The sequence below is a fragment of the Nonomuraea sp. WAC 01424 genome (assembly GCF_003947315.1).
In the GTDB taxonomy this organism is placed as follows: Bacteria; Actinomycetota; Actinomycetes; order Streptosporangiales; family Streptosporangiaceae; genus Nonomuraea; species Nonomuraea spiralis.
The window spans coordinates 957,807-978,593 of the sequence record NZ_QHHZ01000001.1 but is presented as its reverse complement, the minus strand read 5'-3'; the positions used below and the strand labels follow the sequence as shown (position 1 = coordinate 978,593).

The window sequence follows — 20,787 nt, the reverse complement described above, 5'->3', positions numbered from 1 at the left end:
CGAATGCCCCATGCGGCGGCGCCTGTTGAGGGGGAATGTCGGGTTTCAGCAGGCTGTGGGCATGCGAATGTTCGGCTTCTCCCTCGCCTACTTCCTGGTGATCCTCGACACGACCGTGCTGACGATCGCGCTGCCGGACCTGCGCGCCTCGCTCGGCGGCTCGCTGGCCGGGCAGCAGTGGGCGGTCAACGCCTACACGGTCGCCTTCGCCGCGGCGCTGCTCACCGGCGGCGCGGTGGCCGACCGGTTCGGCGCGGCCCGGGTGTTCAAGGCCGGGGTGGCGGCGTTCGGCGTGCTCTCGCTGCTCAGCGCGGCGGCGCCGGGCCTCGGCGTACTGGTCGCGCTGCGCGCCCTGCTCGGCGTCGCCGCGGCGCTGTGCACGGGCGGCTCGCTCGGCCTGCTCGCCGAGATGTTCCCGGCGCCCGCCGCCCGCGCCCGCGCCACCGGCCTGTGGGCGGCGATCACCGGCTCAGCGCTCGCCGCCGGCCCCCTGCTCGGCGGCCTCCTGGTCGGCTCGTACGGCTGGCGCGCGGTCTTCCTGATCAACGTGCCCGTCGCCCTGGCCAGCCTGCTGATCATGCGCCGCGTCTCCTCGCCGCGCGGCTCCCGGCGGATCGACTGGCAGGTCCAGGCCCTGGCCTGCGTACTGCTCGGCCTGGTCGCCGAGGCCCTGATCGACTCCTCCGTACTCGCCGGGGCGCTGGCCGCGGCCGTCCTGGTGGCCCTGGTCCTGGTGGAGCGCCGCAGCCACGCCCCGGCCCTGCCCGGCGGCCTGCTCACCGCCACCTGGCCCGAACTCCTGGCCGGCACGGTGGCCAACTTCGCCTTCTCCGGCGCCCTGTTCGTGCTCACCCTCCTCCTCCAGGACACCCGCCACCTGTCCCCGGTCGCCGCCGGGCTCGCCTTCCTGCCGCTCACCCTGCCGATGACGGTGAACCCGCTGCTCACCGGCCGGCTGGTCGCCCGCTACGGCCCCCGCCCGCCGATCCTGGGCGGCCTGGCCCTCATCGCGACCGGCCTGGCGGGGGTCGCCCTCACCGACGTGCTCGCGCCGTGGCTGGTGGTCATGGGGTTCGGGTTGTCGTTCGTGTTGCCGGCCCTGATGGCGGGCATGGTGAACGCCGCCCCCGCCGGTACGGCCGGCACCGCGGGCGGCGTGCTGAGCGCCGCGCGCCAGGTCGGCGCCACCCTCGGCGTGGCCGTGCTGGGCGTCGCCGGGCGGCCCCTGCTGGTCGCGGCCGTCCTGACCGCGCTGACGTTCGTCTGCTACGGCCTGGCCGCCGCCCGCGCCCGGCATGGCGCGAGCGGTGGCCAGGCCGCCGCAGTATCGTGATCGGCACCAGCGAGACGACCGGCGAGGTGACAGTGCGTTTCCAGCATTCCGACGACATCTGGCGGGACTTCCCCGCCCTCGTCCCCTTCGCGCTCCACGTGGAGGGCGTCGGCCCCGGCGTGTCCGTCGACGACCAGGTGGCCCGCTACTGCGACCTGGCCGCGCGGCGGGCCGCCCCCGAGAGCGAGCTGCCCGAGATCCAGGCGTGGCGGCGGGCGTTCACCCGGATGGGGCTCAAGCCGACGCAGTACCGGTGCGCGTCGGAGTCGCTGCTGCGCCGCTTCAGGAAGGAGGGCGCGCTGCCGCGGCTGCACCCGCTGATCGACCTGTGCAACGCGGTCTCGATCGCCTTCGCCGTCCCGGTGGCGGTGTTCGACGTCGCGTACGTCTCGGGGCCCCTGGAGGTGCGGTACGCGACGGGCGAGGAGACGTATCTGACCTTCTCCGGCGAGACCGAGCACCCGGCCGCCGAAGAGGTGATCTTCGCCGACGCGGAGGGCCGGGCGCACGCGCGCCGCTGGACGAACCGCCAGAGCGGCCTGTCGGCGGTCCGCGACACGACCGCCGACGTGCTCATCGTGGCCGAGGCGCTGCACGAGAGCGCCCGCGCGGACGTCGAACGCCTCGCCACGGCCCTCTACGACGAGCTGACCGCCCTGTGGCCGGTGTCGCCGAAGTCGGAGATCCTCGCCGCGTCGGCGCCCCGCTTCGACTTCTGACCCGGCTCCTGGCCACAGGGTGGTCTATGCCCTCGGCTCAGCAGGGCGTGAAGTAGACCTTCTGGGTGCCCGACAACGTGCCCCACTCACCGGCGGGCTGGCCGCAGCCGAACCAGCGTTGTCCGACGAGCTGGTCGCCGTTGAAGTAGGCGAAGACGACGAGGAGATCGCCGCCGGGCGGCGGCGGGGGGATGGCGTGAGCGGGGGTCGCACCTAGACTGAGCACGCCGGCGGCCAGCACCGCGGCTAAGACCCCTCGCCTGATCTTCATGAAGGTCCTCCGGATCCGTCGGGCGCGATCGGCGGAAGGCCGGCCGCGCGATCTGGGATCACCGTAACCGCGTTCGGCCAAGCCCGCCAGATCATCCTTCTGCTTCGTGCGGGGGACCGCCGGTGTCCGGCGAGGACGTCCGGGAACCCGGCTTCAGTGCGCTCTCCACGTGGCCGCGATCTCGCTGGTGGACCTGGCGATGACGGGCTTGTCCCGCGGGGCTGCGTCCCACAGTTCGGCGGTGACGCCGAGGCAGTCGATCTCCTGGCCGGCACGATGCGCGCGCCGTCGCCATCGGGGCCGGCCTCGACCAGGCCCGGTGGTGGTCACGCACGGCTGGGGGCGCCGCCGAGATGATCGGTGGCGCCCCCGCGTGGTTGCCGGTCGGGTCGCGATCGTTACGCTACGGAATCACGACGTCACACATCATAATACAGTTCGAACTCGTGCGGGTGCGGGCGCAGGCGGATCGGGTCGACCTCGTTCTCCCGCTTGTACGCCACCCACGTCTCGATCAGGTCGGGCGTGAACACGCCGCCTTCGAGCAGGTAGTCGTGGTCGGCCTCCAGCGCGGCGAGCACCTCGGGCAGCGAGCCCGGCACCTGCGGCACCGAGCGGGCCTCCTCCGGCGGCAGCTCGTAGAGGTCCTTGTCGACCGGCTCCGGCGGCTCGATCTTGTTGCGGATGCCGTCGATGCCGGCCATCAGCATCGCCGAGAACGCGAAGTACGGGTTGCACGACGGGTCGGGCACACGGAACTCGATGCGCTTGGCCTTCGGGTTGGAGCCCGTGATCGGGATGCGCACGCAGGCCGAGCGGTTGCGCTGGGAGTAGACCAGGTTGACCGGGGCCTCGTAGCCCGGGACCAGGCGGTGGTAGGAGTTGACCGTCGGGTTGGTGAAGGCCAGCAGCGACGGCGCGTGGCGCAGCAGGCCGCCGATGTAGTGGCGGGCGGTGTCGGACAGGCCCGCGTAGCCCACCTCGTCGTAGAACAGCGGCGAGCCGTCCTTCCACAACGACTGGTGGCAGTGCATGCCGGAGCCGTTGTCGCCGAACAGCGGCTTGGGCATGAACGTGACGGTGTGGCCGTACTCCAGGGCGGTGCTCTTGATGACGTACTTGTAGAGCATCAGGTTGTCGGCCGTCTTGAGCAGCGTGCCGAACTTGAAGTCGATCTCGGCCTGGCCCGCCGTGCCGACCTCGTGGTGCTGCATCTCGACGTCGATGCCGCACTCGATGAGGTTGCGCACCATCTCCGAGCGCAGGTCGGTGAAGTGGTCCATCGGCGGGACCGGGAAGTAGCCGCCCTTGTAGCGCGGCTTGTAGCCCAGGTTGCCGCCCTCGGTCGCCTTGCCGGTGTTCCAGGCGCCCTCGATGGAGTCGATGTAGTAGTAGCCGGCGTTCTGGCGGGTCTCGAAGCGTACGTCGTCGAAGATGTAGAACTCGGCCTCGGGGCCGAAGTAGGCCGTGTCGGCGATGCCGGTGCCCTTGAGGTACTCCTCGGCCTTGCGCGCCACGTTGCGCGGGTCGCGGCTGTAGGCCTCGCCGGTCAGCGGGTCGTGCACGAAGAAGTTGAGGTTGAGCGTCTTGTGCTGGCGGAACGGGTCGACCACCGCGCTGGACGGGTCAGGCAGCAGCAGCATGTCCGACTCGTGGATCGCCTGGAAACCGCGGATGGACGAACCGTCGAACATGAGCCCGTCGGTGAAGACGTTCGCGCCGAAGTTCTCTACCGGGAAGGTGAAGTGGTGGGTCGTCCCCGGCAGGTCGGTGAACCTGACATCGACGAACTGCACCCCTTCGTCACTGATGAACTTCAGGACGTCGTCGGCGGAGTTGAACACTCTCGAACCTCCCTGAGGGACTGGCCATCATGCCGACGCTAGGCCGAGGCCGTTTCCATACGGTGTCTCGATTGTTTCGCATGTGTTACGCAAGGTCACGTCCCCTGGGCCGTGTCGCAGCCCTCGCCGGAGCGCGGCCGGTCCGCCAGGTCGTAGGGGTCGATGGGCGGGCCCGTCGCCGTGACGGTGCCGGGCGGGTCGTCGGCGTAGACGGGGTGGATGAAACCGTCGTGGGTGTCGCAACTGGCCGGGGTCGGGCTCATCGACCAGTTCACGAACAGGGCCGTCCTGCCGCCGGAGCGGTAGAGCTGCACCTCGCCGGAGAGGTGCGCGACCAGGCGCATGGTGGTGGACGGCGCGCCGGGGCGGCGTACCGCGTAGGCGACCAGGTAGTTCACGTCGATCTTGACGCCGTGCCGCCCGCCCTCGCGGAAGGTGTCCAGGCGGGCGGCGCCGTTGACCTTGATCACGTCGGTGGCCAGGTCGGCGCTGCGCGGGGCGAAGCTGGTGACCATGTAGCGGCTGTCGTAGGGCTTGCCGCCCAGCTCCTCGTAGAACCTCTCGCGCTGCCCGGGGTCGAGCAGCCGGGCGAAGGCCGTGGGGCGGCCCCCCAGAAGCGTCTTGCGGTCGAGGAGGGCCGCCGCCAGCAGCGCGCGGGTACGCTTCAGGCCGCCCGCCACGTCCGCCTTCGACAGGCCGCCCAGCGCCTTCGCCTCGGGCATCACGAAACCCGCTGCGCCGTCGGCGTACTTCTCGGCGGGCGAGCCGGCGAAGGGGTCGGCCGCCGGCACGGGGTCGGCGAGGACCGGCACGCCCTCCAGGCCCGGGTTCGCGCCGAGCAGGTCGGGCCGGTACGTGATCATGATCCCGGCGGCGCCCACGAGCGCGCACAACATGATCAGGACGACCGACGACCGGCCGAGCCGGCGCGGCGCGCGGTCGGCGGGCGGGCGCCCCGGACGTGACCCGCGCGGGCCTGGTCCGCCCGGTCCGCCTGGCGCGCGTTGCCTGGTCGCGCCCTCCTTGGCCGCCTTGGCGGCGGCGGACCGCATCCTGCGGCGCTCGTCCTCTCCTATCTGCGCGACCACCTCGTTGAAGCGCGCGTCAAGGTCATCCCCGTGTGGCATGGCGACCATGATGGCGACGGCAGAGCGCGGTTGGGTCACGATGCCGACCGGCCCGGGGGCCGGATACCGTTGAAGGCATGAGCAGCAACGAGCCCCGGTGGACGCAGACCTGGCTGGGCGGCCTCCGCTCGGCCGGGATCGATCTCGGCTACCCGGGGGAGCGCCTCGGACTGCCCGAGGAGGGCAGCGGATCGGTCGCCGGATGGGGGCGCAGGATCGCCGCCCTGGTGATCGACTGGATGATCTGCACCTGGGTCGTCGTGCAACTGCTGCTCAGGATGAACCCGGCCGAGTCCCCGTGGGCGCCCGTCCTGGTCTTCGCGCTCCAATACCTGCTGCTCGTCGGCTTCATGGGCCAGACGTTCGGCCACCGCCTGGCCGGCATCCGCGTCGCCGCCATGGACGGCGGCGCCCCGCGCCTGCTGCCCGTGCTGGTGCGTACCGTGCTGCTGGGCCTGGCCCTGCCGGCGCTGATCTGGGACCGCGACCACCGCGGCGTGCACGACCGGGTGTCCAACACCGTGGTCGTCCGGATGTGACGAACCCCCGGGCCGGTTCGGGCCGGTGGTTCGGGCCGCTCATGGTGGCGGCGGTGTGCGTGCAGGCGGCCACGTTCGCGGCCCGGCCGATGGTGAGCTACCGGGCCATCGAGATCGGCGCGGGCAACCTCGGCATCGGGCTCATCACCGCCGGGTTCTCGTTGTTGCCGCTCTTCGCGGCCGTCTCCGTCGGCCGCTGGGTGGACGCCTCCGGCGAGCGCGGGGCCGCGCTGCTGGGCGCCGCGCTGATCACCGGCAGCGCCCTGGCGCTGGCCGTGGCCCGTTCCCTGTGGGCGCTGGTGCTGCTCAACGCGCTGTTCGGGCTCGGGCACCTGCTGTCCGTCGTGGCCCAGCAGGCCGTCATCGCCAACCGGGTGGCCGCGGGCGGTCACGACCGCGCCTACGCGCGTTTCACGGTGTTCACCTCGCTCGGCCAGCTCGCCGGACCGGCCGCGGCGGCCCTGGTGGCGGGCGGCACGCTCGCCTCTCGGGGGGAGGCGGCAGGCGTCGGGCCCGCGCTGGTCGTGGCGGCCGGGTTCGGGCTGGTGGCGGGGCTGGCGAGCCTGCCGTCCGCGGGCGGGGGCGCCGTACGGGAGCGGGCCGCGGGCCGGCGTTTCCCGCTGCGGGGCACGCTCGGCCAGGAGGGCATGTGGCAGGCCCTGCTCACCAGCCTGGCCACCGTCTCCACGATCGACCTGGTGCTGGCGTACCTGCCGGCCTGGGGGGAGAGCCGCGGCGCCGGGGTGGTCGCGGTCGGCGCGCTGCTCGCGCTGCGGGCCGCCACCACCATGGCGAGCAGGCTCGCCATGGAACGCCTGGTCCTCCGGTACGGCCGCCGCGCCGTCCTCGTGACCAGCACCGTCGTCGCCGCGGTCACCGTCGCCGCCCTGCCCCTGTGCGGGCCGGCCGCCGCCGTGCCGGTGGTGGCGCTGATGGGGTTCGCGCTGGGGCTGGGCCAGCCGCTGACGTTGTCGTGGGTGGCCGGCCGGGCCAGGGCGGGGGAGCGCGGCACGGCGCTCGCGCTGCGCCTGACCGGCAACCGGCTGGGCCAGGTGCTGGTCCCGGCCCTGGCCGGCGTGGTGGCCGGCGCGACCGGCGTGCTCGGGGTCTTCTCGCTCAGCGCCGCCATGCTCGCCGCCACCGCCGGGCTCCCCGCCCGCGCGCCGATGAGCACTGCGGAGTGAAAAAACCCGTACCGGGTTTGAAAACATACTCGGTACGGTTATTGTGGGTCGCATGATGGCGGGGCTCAGGGAGCGCAAGAAGGAGCAGACCCGGCGGCGCATCGCGGAGACGGCGATGCGGCTGTTCGCCGAGCGCGGCTACGACGCGGTGACGGTCAACGAGATCGCCGAGGCGGCCGGGGTCGCGAAGGTCACGTTGTTCGCGTACTTCCCCAGCAAGGAGTGCCTGGCCCTCGACGGCGTCAAGGACGACACGGCCGCGATCGTGGCGGGGCGCGGGGAAGGGCGCTCGCCGCTCGGCGCGCTGCGCGAGCACTACCGGTCGATGGCCGGCGCGCGGGAGGTGGACGTCGAGGAGTTGCTGACCAGGGTCCGGGTGATCGCGGCCAACCCGGCGCTGCTGGCCGCCGTCCACCAGACCCACGCGGGGGCGCGCCACGAGCTGGCCGCCGCGCTGGCCGAGGCGGCGGGCGTGCCCGCCGAGGACGTGACGGCCCAGCTCATGGCCGGCCAGATCACCGCCGCGATCACCACGCTCCAGGAGTCGTTCTTCCAGCGGCTCGCCGCCGGGGTCCCGCTGGAGGAGGCGGGACGGCTCCTGGCCAGGGACGTCGAAACAGCCTTCGACCTCCTCGAATACGGCTTCTCATCCATAAAAAAGGAAAAATCGTGAAAAAAGGGATCAATTACGATACGGGTTTCCTGAACGGCCCCCAGCTCACCCGGCCGGTGTTCGACCCCGACGTCGTCGCCCGCGAGATGCGGGTGATCGCCGACGAGCTCCACTGCACGGCCGTCCGCGTCTCCGGCGGCGACCCCGGACGGCTGACCGTCGCGGCCGAACGGGCGGCGGCGGCCGGGCTGGAGGTGTGGTTCGCGCCCTTCCCCGTGGACGCCACCCCCGAGGAGGCCGTCGCCCTCTACGCCGACTGCGCCGATCGCGCCGAGGCCCTGCGCCGGACCGGCGCGGAGGTCGTGCTCGTCATCGGCTGCGAGTCCAGCGCCTTCTGCCACGGTTTCATCCCCGGCGCCACCTATGGCGAGCGCCTGGAGGCCATGATGACGGCCGACCTGGCGTGGTGGCAGTCGCTGGCCGAGATCGTGCCGCGTTTCAACGCCTTCCTGGGTGAGGCCGCCGCGGTGGTCAGGCCCAAGTTCGGCGGCCGGCTCACGTACGCGTCGGGCCCTTGGGAGCTGATCGACTGGACGCCCTTCGACATCGTGGGCGTCGACGCCTACCGGGCCGCCTACAACGCCGGCGGCTTCGCCGAGGAACTGCGCGCCCACTTCGCCCACGGCAAGCCGGTCGCCGCCACCGAGTTCGGCACGTGCGCCTACAAGGGCGCGGGGGAGCGGGGCGGGTCGGCGTACGTCGTGCCCGAGGGGGCCGTGCCCGACGAGGGCGAGCAGGTCCGCTACCTGGACGAACTGCTCGACGTCTTCGAGGCCGAGGGCCTGGACGCGGCGTTCTGGTTCACCTTCGCCGGATACAACCGGCGCGGCGCGGCCGACCTCGGCTCCTACGGCGTGGTCAGGATGCTCGACGAGACCCGCTGGGAGCCCAAGGAGGTCTTCGCCGCGCTGGCGGCTAGGTATTCGCGCAGGTGAAGATGGCCGTGCCGGGGATGTGCCGGCCGCGCAGCGGGCTCCAGCCGCCCCACGCCCGCTCGTGCCCCTGCGGCCACTCCGGCTCCAGCAGGCCGGTCAGGGTCAGCCCTGAGGCGGCCAGCAGGCCGATCCAGTCGCCCATCGTGCGGTGGTGCTCGACGTAGGCGGGGACGCCGTCGTCGTCGTGCTCGACGTACGGCGAACGGTCGAAGTAGGACCGGTCGGAGGTGAGCCCGCGCGGGCCCGGGTCGTCGGGGAAGGCCCACCGGATCGGGTGGCTCACCGAGAACACGAACCGGCCGCCGGGCCTGAGCACCCTGCGCACCTCGCGGAAGACCGCCAGCGGATCGGCCACGAACGGCAGCGCCCCGTACGCCGAGCACGCCAGGTCGAAGGCCCCGCTCGCGTACGGCAGCGACTCGGCGTCGGCCTGCGCCACGGGCACGTGCAGGCCGGTGTCGAGGTCGATGCGCCGGGAGTGGCGCAGCTGCCGGTGGGAGATGTCGAACGCGGTCACCCGCGCGCCCTGCGTGACCAGCCACCGCGCGCACTGCGCCGCGCCGCAGCCGATCTCCAGCACACGCCGGCCGCGCACCTCGCCCAGGAGGTGCGCGTCGGCGTCGTCGACGCCCTCGGGACACCAGACGAACCCGGTGTCCCGCAGGAACTCGCCGTGCTCGACCTGGTAGTCGTCGGCGTTGCCGTCCCACCAGTGGCGGTTGGCCCGCGAGGAGACCGACAGCACTAGCGCATCTTCGGGCCGCGCGGCATGCGGGCGCCCTTGGGCATCGGGCCCTTGGGCATCGGCAGGTTCTTCGGCAGCGAGCGCAGCCGGTCCTTGACCTCGTTGACCGAGGGCTTCTTCAGGTTGCGCGGCAGCTTCATGATGTGCCGCTGGAGCTTGCTGATCGGGACCTGGCCCTCGCCGTCGCCGCACTGGATGTCGTAGATCTCGACGCCCAGCACCACGCGCGCGACCCGCTTCTTCTCGGCCGCGAGCATCTTGGCCACCCGGTTGCCGGGCCCCTCGGAGACCAGCACGACCCCCGGGAAGCCGACGACGAGGTGGATCAGGTCCTGGTCACGGTTGACGGCGATGGCCGGGGTGACCTGCCAGTTGCCCCGCATGCCCTGCAACACCGCGGCGGCGGCGCCGGTCTGGCCGTGCAGGATCGAGTACTGGGCCTTCTGGGCGAGCTGGCCGAAGACGACCAGCCCGACGGTGAGCGCGGCCAGGACGCCGATGAACACCGAATACCACAGGTAGTCCGTGACCAGGCCGATCACGACGACCACAGCCAGCGTGCCCACCGCCGAGAGGAAGACGATCGGCATCCCCTTGGGATTGGCCTGCTTGATGATCTGCGCGATCATGCGGAGCTGCTTGATGCGCCCCGGCTTCTCTGGATCCTCGGACTTTGCCATGCTCAGAAGGATACAAACCAACTGGTGCACTATGGAAAATGCGCCTGGCCTTTTCGCTAGATCTTCACCGTGATCGACAGCCTCGGGTCCGCGACGTGGTGCGATGCCCGCAGCGTGTACTCGCCCTCGACCGTACGCCAGCCGTCCTCCCACACCTGGAAGGCGCGTTCGGGCAGGAAGACGGTCGTGATCACGGTCTGCCCCGGCTCGGCCTCGACCACGTCGAACCCGGCCAGCCAGCGCTCGCCGCCCCGGCAGGCGTAGATCTGCACGACCTCGCGGCCGAAGCGGTCGCCGGTGTTGGTCAGCGCCACGGTCACGGTGTCGCCCTCGGCGGCGATCGAGTCGTAGCTCCAGGTCGTGTAGCCGAGCCCGTGGCCGAACCAGAACGCCGGAGCCCGCCCCGAACGCTCCCAGGCCCGGTAACCGATGTGCACGCCCTCGTCGTAGGCCACCACGCCGTCCACGGGCGTCACGTTCACGACGGGCGCGTCCTGGAGGGTCGTGGGCCAGGTGGTGGGCAGGCGGCCGCCGGGCTCGGCCCGGCCGGACAGCACGGCGGCGATCCCCGTCCCGGCCTCCTGCCCGGGGAACCAGGTCAGCAGCACGGCCGCGACCTCCTCCGCCCACGGCATCTCGACCGGCGAGCCCGCGTTGACGACGACCACCGTGCGCGGGTTGGCCGCGGCCACGGCGCGGATCAGCTCGTCCTGGCGGCCGGGCAGCCGGAGGTTCGCGCGGTCGAAGCCCTCGCTCTCCACCTCCGGCGTGGTCGAGGCCACGACCACGGCCACGTCGCTGTCCGCCGCCAGCCGTACGGCCTCGGCGATCAGCTCGTCCGGCCCCGGCATCGGATCGGCGTGCCCCAGCGTGTACGCCACGAACGCCATGCCGCCGAAGGCCCCCGCCGGATGCGTCACGCTCAGCTCGTACGGCTCGCCCGCGGCCATCTCCACCGCGAACCGCCGCTCCGGCGGCGACAGGAACGCGGCCGCCGGGTCGCCGCCCTCCAGCTCGATCGCCTGGTCGAAGACGGTCTCGCCGTTCACCGTGACCGTGAACGGCCCCACCCCGGCCACCGACAGCTCGTGCCGGCCCCCCTTGCCCGGCGTGTACGACGCCCGCAGCCGTACGGCCTTGAGGCGTTCGCCGTCCACGTCCGGCGGGAGCTGCCCGACCCACCGGGCCTCGGCCGCCGCCAGCGGGTGCTCGGCCAGCAGGCCGCCGTCCTCGTCGAGGAACTGCGCCACGGCCGGGCAGGCCAGCGGGGACAGGCGGACCCGCGGGTCGGTGCCGAGGGCGTGGCGCACCTCGACGCCCTCCAGCCCGCGCAGCCCGTCCAGTGGGGAGACCACCCGGTCGGGGAAGACCTGGGCGCTGCCGCCGCCCATGACCCGAGCCTCGCCGGCGGCCGAGCCGATGAGCGCCAGCGTGCGCACGTCCCGCAGGGGCAGCACGCCGTCGTTGGCGAGCAGCGTGAACCCGCGTACGGCCACCTCGCGGGCCAGCGCGACGCCGTCGATCACGCCGGGCTCGGGCCGGTCGCCGCCGCCGAGCGCGCCCGTGCGCCGGGCGAGCCGCAGGATGCGCCGAACCCGGTCGTCGATCACCGACTCGGGCACCCGCCCCTCCCGTACGGCGGCCTCCAGCTTGTCCCCCCACGGTCCGAACGGGCCGGGCATGGCCACGTCGGTGCCGCCCATGGCGGCGGCCTCGGTGCTGCGCACGGCCGTCCAGTCGGACACGACGAACCCGTCGAACCCCCACTCGCCCTTCAGCACGTCGTTGACCAGGCCGGAGTGCTCGGTCATGGTGGTGCCGTTCACCGAGTTGTAGGCCGTCATCAGGCCCCAGGCGCCGGCCCGTACCACCCGTTCGAAGGGCCGCAGGTAGACCTCGCGCAGCGCCTTCTCGCCGACCTCGACGTCGACGGTGAAGCGGTCGGTCTCGAAGTCGTTGGCCACGAAGTGCTTGGGCGTGGTGGCCACGCCGCCCTCCTGCACGCCCTCCACGTACGCCGCGCCGATCTCGCCCGTCAGGTACGGGTCCTCCGAGAAGCACTCGAAGTGCCGGCCGCCGAGCGGGGAGCGGTGCAGGTTGATCGTGGGCGCGAGCAGCACGTGCACGCCCTTGCGCCGGGCCTCCTGGGCCAGCAGCGCCCCGGCCCGCCGGACGAGGTCCACGTCCCAGGTCGCGGCGAGCGCGGTCGCGCTGGGCAGCGCGATCGACGGGTCGGCGGAGGTCCACTGCTCGCCGCGTACGCCGATCGGGCCGTCGCTCATCACGAGCCGGTCGAGGCCGATCTCGGGGACCGGCGGGAGGGACCACATGTCGGCCCCGGTGAGCAGACGGATCTTGGTGGCGAGGTCGAGCCGGTTGATCAGTTCGTCGAGTTCCACGGCAACAGTGTTCATCAGAAAACCGAGTACTCGATAGGTTTGTGACCTTTACGTTGCACAAAACCTGTCAGCGGGCGAAGAACTCCAGCAACTCGGGCACCAGCGCCTCCGCCGTCACGGCGTGGGCCTGCTCCTCCAGCACCCGGTGCCGCGCCCCCGGCACGGCCGCCGCGACCGCCAGGGCCGCCGCCGCCATCCACCCGGGGCTGCGCTCCCCGCTGAGCACGAGCACCGGCCGCGTGATCGCGGCCAGCCGCGCGCCCGGCAGCCGGTTGCCCGGCCCGAGCACGGCCGCCTCGTAGGCCAGCGTGCGCGCCACGCCCTTGAGGTACGGCCAGGACGGATCCGCCCGCATCGCCGCCACGGCCTCGACCGGCACCTGCGCCGCCGCCACCATGAACCGCTCGACCGCCTCCTCCCACTCGCCCGCGTCGACCAGCGCCGCGAGCCGCTCGGCGAAGTCGTCCGGCAGCGGGGGAGCGCTGTCGTCCACGTGGTACGGCGGCTCCCACACCGCCAGCCGGGTGATGCCGAGACCGCTCGCGGCGGCCTCCAGCGCCAGCGCCGCCCCGGACGAGCCGCCGAACACCATGGCCGTACCGCCCGCCGCGCCGATCACCGCCGCCAGGTCCTCGACCTCCCGCTCGACCGCGTACGGGAGGGTGTCGCCGCTGCCGCCCCGGCCCCGGCGGTCGTAGTTGACCACCGTGAACCAGGGCGACAGGGCGGCGGCCACGCCTGCCAGCGCCGGGTGCGCCCGGTCGCCGAACGCGCCGTTGACCAGCACGACCGCCGGCCCGGCCCCGCAGGAGTCGAAGGCCAGCACGGTGCCGTCCGCCGAGGTGACGGCGCCGCTGATCGGGCCGCTCACGCGGGCTGGACCAGGCAGAGCGCCTCCCAGTGGTGGCCGTCGAGGTCGGCGAAGCCGCGCTGGTAGCGGAACCCGCCCTCCTGCGGCGTGCCGGCCGGGGTGGCGCCCAGCGCGAGCGCCTTGTCGACCAGCTCGTCCAGCTGGGCCGGGTTCTCCATGCCGAGCACCAGGATCGCCTCGGTGCTGGTGGTGGCGTCGGAGATCTCCTTGCTCACGTACGTGGCGAACGTGGGCTCGGTGAGCAGCATCACCTGCGTCTGCTCGCTGATGATCACCGAGGCCATGCCCTCGGCCATGCCGAACATCGTGAAGCCGAGCTCGGTGAAGAACTTCTCCGACCGGTCGAGGTCCTTGATCGGGAGGTTGACGAAGAGCTGCATGTCCTGGTCCTTCGCTTCAGAGGGGATTTGCGACACCCTCAGTCTGCTGCGGGCCGCCCCGCGCGTCTTGGATCACAGCGCCAGGGGAGTTGACGTTCAGCGCACGGGATGGGCACGGCGGAACTCGGCGGGCGGCAACCCGTACGCGCGCTTGAACAGCCTGCTGAAGTGGGCCGCGTCGGGCAGCCCCCACCGGGCACCCACCTCGCTCACCGTCAGGTGACGGGCGGCGAGCGGGTCGGCGCGGCAGCGCTCAAGACGCCGGTGCCTGATCCAGGCGGCCACCGTCGTGTTCTCGGACTCGAACAGCCGATGCAGGTAACGCACCGATACGTGATGGGCGGCGGCCACCATGACGGGATCGAGGTCGCCCCACCCCAGACGCTGGTCGATGAAGGCGCGTACGCGCAGCAGCAGCGTACGGCGGCGGGCGTCCTCCGGCACCGCCTCACCCTGCTCGGCGCGTTCGGCCAGGGCCGTGGTGACCAGGTCCATCACCACCGTCGCCAGCCGGGCCGCGCTGGCCGGGGTGTACTCGTCGTGGTCCGTGGCGACCCGGCGCAACAGCGGCACGGCCAGGGCCCCGGCGCCGGAACTCGCCGAGACGGGGACCGCGGTCAGCCGGGCGACGTCGCGGTGGGGCAGGGGCAGCAGCTCGTGCGGGAAGCTGAACACCGCCAGCCGCACGGCCGCGTCGTAGGCCACCTCGTAGGGCCGGGTGAAGTCGTAGATCGCGAACTCGCCCTTGGCCAGGCGGATCTCACGGCCGTCCTGGCGCAGCACCGGCTCGCCCGAGACGGCCAGCACGGCCCGGTAGAGCTCGGGGTTGTCGCGGTGGATCAGCCGCGCCGTACGGTGGACGCTGTGCGGCGTGGTGGTGGCGACCCGGCCCACGCCCACCGGGCCGAGCTGCCCGAGCTCGATCTCGCCCCGCAGCGGCGCGTCGAGGTCGATGCGCAGGTCGGGCGGGCCGAGCGTGTCGCAGACGACGTCGCGCCAGGCGTCGTGCCGGCTGCGGGCGGGCAGGTCGCTCGTGCGGATCACGGTCGCCATCGCCCCTCGTCCCTCCCTCGGCCGCTGCGGCCATGGTAGGGACGCGAGAAGCCCCGGGCAATCCAGGCCCGGGGCTCCTGCTGACGCGGGGGTCAGGCGCTCTGGCGGGCCTCGATGGCCTGCTGGTAGAGCCTGCCCGCGCGGTAGGACGAGCGCACCAGCGGGCCGGACAGCACCCCGGCGAACCCGATCGCCTCGGCTTCGGCCTGCAGCTCGACGAACTCCTCCGGCTTGACCCAGCGCTCCACCGGGTGGTGGCGCGGCGTCGGCCGCAGGTATTGGGTGATCGTCAGCAGGTCGGTGCCCGCGGCGTGGAGGTCGCGCATCGCCTCGACGATCTCCTCGCGCGTCTCGCCCATGCCCAGGATCAGGTTGGACTTGGTGACCAGACCGGCCTCGCGGGCCGTCGTGATCACACCGAGCGAGCGTTCGTAGCGGAAGGCCGGGCGGATGCGCTTGAAGATGCGCGGCACGGTCTCCACGTTGTGGGCGAACACCTCGGGCTTGCTGGAGAAGACCTCCTCCAGCTGCTCGCGGTTGCCGTTGAAGTCGGGCACCAGCAGCTCGACGCCGCAGCCCGGCAGCAGGGAGTGGATCTGGCGCGCGGTCTCGGCGTAGAGCCAGGCGCCGCCGTCGGGCAGGTCGTCGCGGGCCACGCCGGTCACGGTCGCGTAGCGCAGGCCCATCTGCTGGACGGACTCGGCGACCCGGCGCGGCTCGTCACGGTCGTATTCCTTGGGCTTGCCCGTGTCGATCTGGCAGAAGTCGCACCGGCGGGTGCACTGGTCGCCGCCGATGAGGAAGGTCGCCTCGCGGTCTTCCCAGCACTCGTAGATGTTGGGACAGCCCGCCTCTTCACAGACCGTGTGCAGGCCCTCCCGGCGCACGAGCGATTTCAGCTCGGTGTATTCGGGGCCCGTCTTCAGCTTGGTCTTGATCCACGGGGGCTTGCGCTCGATAGGGGTTTCGGCGTTACGCACCTCCAGGCGGAGGAGCTTTCGGCCTTCAGGAGCAACGGTCACCCGTCCAGCTTACGTCCGCCCGCGAGCCGGACCGTTCGAGGGTCAGGTGATGAGGCCGAACCCGCGGATCGCCCGGGTGTAGTGGCGCAGCAGCTCCTCGTCGATCAGCGCGGACGCGGCCGTGCCCAGCAGCTCGGAGTGGGGCGCGGAGGTGAGCACGCCGTCGGCGGTGAGCCGGTGGCGGGCCAGCGCGCCCTGCCGGATCGCGGTGACGCTCTCGCCGCGCAGCGCCGCCGCCTGGATGGGCGCCAGGTAGCCGCCTGCGGCAACGTCCCGCAGCTCGGTCAGCTCGGCCTCGGACACGACCCGCCGCGCGATCGCCTCCCGCCGCTCCTCGGTACGGGGCCGCCCGGCGCGGGCCAGCCCGGTCAGCGCGTACTCGGCGAGCAGCACGGGCCCGCCCAGCACTCGGGCGATCAACCGGCCGAAGATCCCCATCGCCTCGTACGTCGTGCCCGGATGGTCGAGCGCGCTCAGGGACGACCTGGCGATCGTGGTCTGGGCCTCCTCCCTGACCTTCAGCGGCACGTTCGACCCGAGCAGCGCGTCGTGCCAGGCGGCCAGCGTGAACAGGGCGCCATCCACGACCAGCTCCTCGCCGGCCGGCTTCCGGGCGTACGCGGTGGCCAGCAGCGCCACCCGCTGCCGCGGCGGCAGGGCCAGCCACAGCGGCAGCCCGATGACCAGCACCGGGGTCCGCAGCACGCCCACATGGTCGTAGACCGTCTCGGTGGCCAGGTCCCTGACCGCGACCTTGCGCGGCCTCTTGACGCGGGCCCGGTCGGCCACGCGGTCGGCCAGGGTGTACAGCTCACCGGCGGCGGCGCGGTCGAGCACCTCGGCGTCGGCGGGCAGGCGGGCCAGGCGCGGCCGCAGCGCCCAGCCCACGGCCAGGCTCAGGTCGCCGAGCAGCCACCCGATCAGGGAGTCGAGATGCGCCAGCACGGCCCAGGCCCCGAGCGCGAGGAAGGCCAGCGTGAGCAGGTGAACCAGCAGCGCGAGAACAAGAGCGGCTAAACGCTTCACACTCGCGATGGTAGGCCGGAAAGATCCAGGTTTGACCGCTGTCCGATGCCGATTCGGTCACCTGCGCAGCAGGTCCTCCTCATGCAGGTCGTACGGCTCCATGCCCAGCGCCTCGGCCAGCCGCTTCTCGGCGATCGGCACGACCTCCTCGACCACGATCCGGCGGCCGGTCTCCGCCGACAGCGAGGAGACCCCCGCGTCGGTCAGCCCGCACGGCGCGATCCGGTTGAACCACCTGGGGTCGTTGGCGCAGTTGAGGGCGAAGCCGTGCATCGTCACGCCGCGCGCGACGCGGATGCCGACCGCGCCGAGTTGCCGGTCGGGCAGCCCCAGGCTGACGTCGCCCGCCGCCCACACCCCCGGACGCCCCGGCACCCGCCGGCCGGTGACGCCGAAGTCGGCGCACACCTGGATCATCGTCTCCTCCAGGGCGCAGATGTACCGGGTCACGTCGGCCACGCCGACGATCGGGTACGCGACGAGCTGGCCGGGGCCGTGCCAGGAGACCCGGCCGCCCCGGTCGACGTCGACGACGGGCGTGCCGTCTGCGGGGCGGTCGGCGGGCAGGGTGCGCCTGCCCGCGGTGTAGACGGGCGCGTGCTCAAGGATCAGGACCGCGTCGCCCAGCTCGCCGGCGATCCGCTTGGCGTGCATCCAGCGCTGCAGCGACCAGGCCTGCTCGTAGGGGACGTCGACACCGAGGCGGACGACGGCGAGCGCGTGGGGATCGTCCCCGTGGGTGGGGCGCATGAGCCTATTGTGCCGTTCCCTCACCCAGTCAGGGTAATCAGGGGGTCAACAGGCGTGGCTCGATCCTGAACTCCTTGACGCCCGTGGCGCCGTCGTACTCCAGCTTGTACGCGTATGCGGCGGGGTCGACCGTGACCGCCTGGATGAACTCGGTGCCCACGTAGTGGAGGGCGACGCCCTCGTCGGCGGCGTAACCGCCGGGCAGCTCGCCCGAGGCCACCGACTCCTGCAACAGCGGGCGGCGCTGCGGCTCGGCGTTGTAGTGGACCCCGCACGAGTACGGCAGCAGGCCCAGCCCGTCGGCCCACGGCCGCAGCCCGGGGCCGAAGGAGTCGGTGTTGCCGCCCACGTGCCAGCACAGGGCGCCCGCGCTCTGCCCGGCCAGCACCACACCCGCCCGCCAGGCCTCCTCGAAGACCTCGTCGAGGCCGTGCAGCCGCCACAACGCCATCAGGTTGGCCACACTGCCGCCGCTGACGTAGATCATGTCCTGTTCCAGCGCCCAGGACCGCGGATCCTCAACGTTGGGCATGGGGAACACGGTCAAATGGCTCAACTCGACGTCCCAGCTGGAGAACGCGCCGTACATCTTCAGCAGCCAGTCGGAGGAGTCGCCGAGGGCCGTGGCCACCAGACCGAGCTTGGGGCGGTCCTGGCCGGTCAGGTCGAGGCCGTACCGCAGCAGGCCGCTCGCCTCGATGAAGTTGTGGCGCTCGCTCTGACGGAACGACCCGCCCCCGATCGCCAGAATGTGTGACTGTCCTGACCTGCTCATGTCGGATCTCCTGCGTGCTGAAGGACGAACGGCACCCTACAGTACGGCCCTCAGCGCCTCGTCGAGACGCGTATGCGTGAAGCCGTAACCGCTGTCAAGCAGCTTCCGCGGAATCATCCGATGGCTCGGCAGCAGGCCCGCGCGGGCGAATTCCCCCACGCCCATGGACAGGGCGAACGCCGGAACCGGCATGGGCACAGTGCCTTTACGCAGGCATTTACCGAGAGTTCGGGTGAATTCCTCATTGGTGACCGGAGAAGGCGAGCCGAGATTCACCGGCCCTGAGATTTCCCGATTTTTCAGGATATGTAGGGCGGCGGCCACCCAATCGTCCTGGGAGATCCACGACCAGTACTGCCGGCCCGTCCCCAAAGGCGCGCCGAGCCCGATGCGGAAGATCGGCAACATGCGGCCGAGCGCCCCGCCGTGCCGGCTCAGCACCATCGCCGTACGCAGGCGCGCGACCCGGATCCCGGCCTCCCCGGCCCGCTCGGCCTCCCGCTCCCAGCGCTCGCACAACTCGGCCAGGAAACCCTTGCCCCTGCCCTGGCCCTCGTCGATCTCCCGGCTGCCCGTGTCGCCGTAGAAGTCGACCCCGGAGGCCGACAGCAGCACCGCGGGCAGGGCGTCGAGGGCGCGCAGCGCGTCGACGAGCAGCCGGGTGCCCTCCACCCGGCTGCGCACCAGCTCGGTCTTGTAGGCCGCAGTCCAGCGCCGGTCGCCGACCGAGGCCCCGGCCAGGTGGACCACGCCTTCGGCCCCTTCGAGCGCGGCCCGGTCGATCGCCCCCGCCGCCGGGTCCCAGAACGCCTCTCCCGGCCCCGCGGGCTGCCGCCGGACCAGACGGACGACCTCGCGCCCCTCGTCCAGCAGCGCCCCGACCAGCGCCGTGCCGAGCAGGCCGGAGGCCCCGGTCACGATGATCGCCATGGCCCCACAGTACGCCAAAGGCCGGGCGGCCCCCGGAAGGAGCCGCCCGGCCTTTGTCCGCGATGACTACGCGAGCCCGAGCTGGGCCTCGAAGCGGCCCTCCTCCAGGCGACGCTTGATCGTCGTCAGGAAGCGGGCGGCGTCGGCGCCGTCGACCAGGCGGTGGTCGTAGGTCAGCGCCAGGTAGACCATCGACCGCACCGCGATGACCTCGCCCTCGGGCGTGTCGAGCACGACGGGCCGCTTGACGACCGCGCCGGTGCCGAGCATGCCCACCTGCGGCTGGTTGAGGATCGGCGTGTCGAACAGCGCGCCACGGCTGCCGGTGTTGGTCAGCGTGAACGTGCCGCCGGTGATCTCGTCGGGCGTCACCTGGTTGTTACGGGTGCGCTCGGCCAGATCGGTGACCTTGCGGGCGATGCCGGCGAGGTTGAGGTCGCCGGCGTTCTTGACGACCGCCGCGAGCAGGCCGCGCTCGGTGTCGACCGCGATGCCCAGGTTCTCCACGTCGAAGTACGTGACCTCGTTGGTCTCGTTGTTGATCGTGGCGTTGAGCTTCGGGTGCTGCTTGAGCGCCTCGACGGTGGCCATCGCGAAGAACGGGGTGAAGGTCAGCTTCACGCCCTCGCGGCGGAAGAAGTCGTCCTTGGCCCGCGCCCGGAGCTGGGCGATCTTCGTGACGTCGACCTCGACGACCGACGTGAGCTGCGCAGCGGTCTGCAGCGACTCGACCATGCGCTTGGCGATGGTCTGACGCAGCCGCGTCATCTTCTCCGTACGGCCGCGCAGCGTGGTGTCGACCTCGACCGGCTCGGGAGCGGCGGCGACCGGCGCCTGGGCGGCGGCCGGAGCCGGCGCGGCGGCGGGCTGGGCGGCGGGCGCGGCGGCGGCCGGCGCGGCCTGCTCGCGCTGGGACTTGGCGGCCTCCAGCACGTCCTGCTTGCGGATGCGGCCGCCGACGCCGGTGCCGTTGATCGCGTCGAGGTCGACGCCGTGCTCGTTGGCGAGCTTGCGCACCAGCGGCGTCACGTAGGGGCTGTCGCCCGAGGACGGCAGCGGCGTGGGCTCGGCGGCTGGCGTGGTCGCGACCGGCGACGGCTGCGGGGCCGGAGCCGGAGCGGCCTGCTGGGGCGCGGGCTGCGGCGGCGCGGCCTGGGCCGGTGCCGGCTGCGGGATGGAGGAGACCGGGGGCGCCGGAGCCGGGGCGGGCTCGGGCTGCGGCTCGGGCTCCGGAGCGGCCTGCGGGGCCGGGGCGGCGGCGCCGGTGTCGGCGTTCTCGTCGATGATGGCGAGCTCGGCGCCGACCTCGACCGTCTCGTCCTCAGCCACGACGATCTTGGTGAGGACACCCGCGGAAGGCGACGGGATCTCGGTGTCGACCTTGTCGGTCGAGACCTCGAGGAGCGGCTCGTCGGCCTCGACGCGCTCGCCCTCCTTCTTCAGCCAACGGGTTACCGTGCCCTCGGTCACGCTCTCGCCGAGCTGGGGCATCTGTACGGAGACCGGCATCGTTATTCTTCTCTCGCGTTCT

At 72.4% G+C, this 20,787-nt stretch carries 21 protein-coding genes; 6 read left to right on the top strand and 15 right to left on the bottom strand.

Annotated features, from left to right (window positions below):
* The first annotated feature begins 61 nt into the window (after nucleotides 1-61).
* Complete coding sequence (locus DMB42_RS04665) at nucleotides 62-1,333, top strand: MFS transporter (protein ID WP_260477479.1); 1,272 nt, start codon at nucleotides 62-64, stop codon at nucleotides 1,331-1,333.
* Complete coding sequence (locus tag DMB42_RS04660) at nucleotides 1,330-2,052, top strand: B3/4 domain-containing protein (protein ID WP_260477478.1); 723 nt, start codon at nucleotides 1,330-1,332, stop codon at nucleotides 2,050-2,052. Before DMB42_RS04665 ends, DMB42_RS04660 begins: the two co-directional genes overlap by 4 nt.
* A 37-nt stretch (nucleotides 2,053-2,089) precedes the next feature.
* On the opposite strand, the gene DMB42_RS04655 is transcribed toward DMB42_RS04660, so the two are convergent.
* The 3 genes from DMB42_RS04655 to DMB42_RS04645 form a co-directional block, all read right to left on the bottom strand.
* Nucleotides 2,090-2,323 (bottom strand): hypothetical protein, encoded by a 234-nt coding sequence (locus tag DMB42_RS04655; protein WP_125630860.1) that lies wholly within the window; start codon nucleotides 2,321-2,323, stop codon nucleotides 2,090-2,092.
* A gap of 419 nt (nucleotides 2,324-2,742) precedes the next feature.
* Nucleotides 2,743-4,167 (bottom strand): type I glutamate--ammonia ligase, encoded by a 1,425-nt coding sequence (gene glnA / locus DMB42_RS04650; protein WP_125630858.1) that lies wholly within the window; start codon nucleotides 4,165-4,167, stop codon nucleotides 2,743-2,745.
* Between the two features lie 95 nt (nucleotides 4,168-4,262).
* Complete coding sequence (locus DMB42_RS04645; RefSeq protein ID WP_125630856.1) at nucleotides 4,263-5,294, bottom strand: hypothetical protein; 1,032 nt, start codon at nucleotides 5,292-5,294, stop codon at nucleotides 4,263-4,265.
* 77 nt (nucleotides 5,295-5,371) lie between these two features.
* Between DMB42_RS04645 and DMB42_RS04640 the strand changes: the two genes are divergently transcribed.
* The 4 genes from DMB42_RS04640 to DMB42_RS04625 are packed head-to-tail and all read left to right on the top strand — an operon-like array spanning nucleotide 5,372 to nucleotide 8,625.
* Entirely contained in the window at nucleotides 5,372-5,833 is a 462-nt protein-coding gene (locus DMB42_RS04640; RefSeq protein WP_125630854.1) for an RDD family protein, read from the top strand.
* Entirely contained in the window at nucleotides 5,830-7,017 is a 1,188-nt protein-coding gene (locus DMB42_RS04635; RefSeq protein ID WP_125630852.1) for an MFS transporter, read from the top strand. The genes DMB42_RS04640 and DMB42_RS04635 overlap by 4 nt, the downstream gene beginning before the upstream one ends.
* 52 nt (nucleotides 7,018-7,069) lie before the next feature.
* Entirely contained in the window at nucleotides 7,070-7,690 is a 621-nt protein-coding gene (locus DMB42_RS04630) for a TetR/AcrR family transcriptional regulator (protein WP_260477477.1), read from the top strand.
* The gene (locus tag DMB42_RS04625) at nucleotides 7,687-8,625 is read left to right on the top strand and encodes a hypothetical protein (RefSeq protein ID WP_221761995.1); all 939 of its coding nucleotides are present in this window, start codon (nucleotides 7,687-7,689) and stop codon (nucleotides 8,623-8,625) included. The genes DMB42_RS04630 and DMB42_RS04625 overlap by 4 nt, the downstream gene beginning before the upstream one ends.
* On the opposite strand, the gene DMB42_RS04620 is transcribed toward DMB42_RS04625, so the two are convergent.
* The 12 genes from DMB42_RS04620 to sucB all read right to left on the bottom strand — a co-directional run bounded on the left by DMB42_RS04620 (nucleotide 8,606) and on the right by sucB (nucleotide 20,765).
* Complete coding sequence (locus DMB42_RS04620; protein WP_125630850.1) at nucleotides 8,606-9,370, bottom strand: class I SAM-dependent methyltransferase; 765 nt, start codon at nucleotides 9,368-9,370, stop codon at nucleotides 8,606-8,608. The genes DMB42_RS04625 and DMB42_RS04620 overlap by 20 nt on opposite strands.
* Entirely contained in the window at nucleotides 9,370-10,050 is a 681-nt protein-coding gene (locus tag DMB42_RS04615) for a DUF4191 domain-containing protein (RefSeq protein WP_125630848.1), read from the bottom strand. Before DMB42_RS04615 ends, DMB42_RS04620 begins: the two co-directional genes overlap by 1 nt.
* A 56-nt stretch (nucleotides 10,051-10,106) precedes the next feature.
* The gene (locus tag DMB42_RS04610) at nucleotides 10,107-12,464 is read right to left on the bottom strand and encodes a glycoside hydrolase family 3 C-terminal domain-containing protein (RefSeq protein WP_185844454.1); all 2,358 of its coding nucleotides are present in this window, start codon (nucleotides 12,462-12,464) and stop codon (nucleotides 10,107-10,109) included.
* A 52-nt stretch (nucleotides 12,465-12,516) separates the two neighbouring features.
* The gene (locus DMB42_RS04605) at nucleotides 12,517-13,320 is read right to left on the bottom strand and encodes an alpha/beta fold hydrolase (RefSeq protein WP_260477476.1); all 804 of its coding nucleotides are present in this window, start codon (nucleotides 13,318-13,320) and stop codon (nucleotides 12,517-12,519) included.
* Nucleotides 13,317-13,700, bottom strand: coding sequence for a VOC family protein (locus DMB42_RS04600; protein WP_125630842.1), 384 nt, complete (start codon nucleotides 13,698-13,700; stop codon nucleotides 13,317-13,319). The genes DMB42_RS04605 and DMB42_RS04600 overlap by 4 nt, the downstream gene beginning before the upstream one ends.
* A gap of 96 nt (nucleotides 13,701-13,796) precedes the next feature.
* Nucleotides 13,797-14,753, bottom strand: coding sequence for a helix-turn-helix domain-containing protein (locus DMB42_RS04595; protein WP_125630840.1), 957 nt, complete (start codon nucleotides 14,751-14,753; stop codon nucleotides 13,797-13,799).
* Between the two features lie 92 nt (nucleotides 14,754-14,845).
* A complete protein-coding gene (gene lipA / locus DMB42_RS04590) occupies nucleotides 14,846-15,775 on the bottom strand; it encodes a lipoyl synthase (protein WP_125630838.1) in 930 nt (309 codons plus the stop codon).
* 42 nt (nucleotides 15,776-15,817) lie between these two features.
* Nucleotides 15,818-16,801, bottom strand: coding sequence for a hypothetical protein (locus DMB42_RS04585; RefSeq protein WP_125630836.1), 984 nt, complete (start codon nucleotides 16,799-16,801; stop codon nucleotides 15,818-15,820).
* 57 nt (nucleotides 16,802-16,858) lie between these two features.
* Nucleotides 16,859-17,551 carry a lipoyl(octanoyl) transferase LipB gene (gene lipB / locus DMB42_RS04580; protein ID WP_125630834.1) on the bottom strand — a complete coding sequence of 231 codons (693 nt, stop codon included), beginning with the start codon at nucleotides 17,549-17,551 and terminating at the stop codon, nucleotides 16,859-16,861.
* Nucleotides 17,552-17,588: 37 nt separating this feature from the next.
* Entirely contained in the window at nucleotides 17,589-18,326 is a 738-nt protein-coding gene (locus tag DMB42_RS04575; protein ID WP_125630832.1) for a peptidase E, read from the bottom strand.
* A gap of 36 nt (nucleotides 18,327-18,362) precedes the next feature.
* Nucleotides 18,363-19,256, bottom strand: a complete 894-nt coding sequence (locus DMB42_RS04570) for a TIGR01777 family oxidoreductase (RefSeq protein WP_125630830.1) — start codon at nucleotides 19,254-19,256, stop codon at nucleotides 18,363-18,365.
* Nucleotides 19,257-19,322: 66 nt separating this feature from the next.
* Nucleotides 19,323-20,765: a 2-oxoglutarate dehydrogenase, E2 component, dihydrolipoamide succinyltransferase gene (gene sucB / locus DMB42_RS04565; protein ID WP_125630829.1), complete on the bottom strand. Its 1,443-nt coding sequence runs from the start codon at nucleotides 20,763-20,765 to the stop codon at nucleotides 19,323-19,325.
* Between the last annotated feature and the right edge of the window lie 22 nt (nucleotides 20,766-20,787).

Excerpts from the sequence above, each read along its gene's own strand:
- DMB42_RS04640 (WP_125630854.1), top strand. The coding sequence starts at position 5,372 with ATGAGCAGCAACGAGCCCCGGTGGACGCAGACCTGGCTGGGCGGCCTC.
- DMB42_RS04600 (WP_125630842.1), bottom strand. The coding sequence starts at position 13,700 with ATGCAGCTCTTCGTCAACCTCCCGATCAAGGACCTCGACCGGTCGGAG.
- DMB42_RS04645 (WP_125630856.1), bottom strand. The coding sequence starts at position 5,294 with ATGCCACACGGGGATGACCTTGACGCGCGCTTCAACGAGGTGGTCGCG.
- DMB42_RS04615 (WP_125630848.1), bottom strand. The coding sequence starts at position 10,050 with ATGGCAAAGTCCGAGGATCCAGAGAAGCCGGGGCGCATCAAGCAGCTC.
- DMB42_RS04595 (WP_125630840.1), bottom strand. The coding sequence starts at position 14,753 with ATGGCGACCGTGATCCGCACGAGCGACCTGCCCGCCCGCAGCCGGCAC.
- DMB42_RS04630 (WP_260477477.1), top strand. The coding sequence starts at position 7,070 with ATGATGGCGGGGCTCAGGGAGCGCAAGAAGGAGCAGACCCGGCGGCGC.
- DMB42_RS04570 (WP_125630830.1), bottom strand. The coding sequence starts at position 19,256 with ATGGCGATCATCGTGACCGGGGCCTCCGGCCTGCTCGGCACGGCGCTG.
- DMB42_RS04610 (WP_185844454.1), bottom strand. The coding sequence starts at position 12,464 with ATGAACACTGTTGCCGTGGAACTCGACGAACTGATCAACCGGCTCGAC.
- DMB42_RS04575 (WP_125630832.1), bottom strand. The coding sequence starts at position 18,326 with ATGAGCAGGTCAGGACAGTCACACATTCTGGCGATCGGGGGCGGGTCG.
- lipB (WP_125630834.1), bottom strand. The coding sequence starts at position 17,551 with ATGCGCCCCACCCACGGGGACGATCCCCACGCGCTCGCCGTCGTCCGC.
- DMB42_RS04655 (WP_125630860.1), bottom strand. The coding sequence starts at position 2,323 with ATGAAGATCAGGCGAGGGGTCTTAGCCGCGGTGCTGGCCGCCGGCGTG.
- sucB (WP_125630829.1), bottom strand. The coding sequence starts at position 20,765 with ATGCCGGTCTCCGTACAGATGCCCCAGCTCGGCGAGAGCGTGACCGAG.
- DMB42_RS04665 (WP_260477479.1), top strand. The coding sequence starts at position 62 with ATGCGAATGTTCGGCTTCTCCCTCGCCTACTTCCTGGTGATCCTCGAC.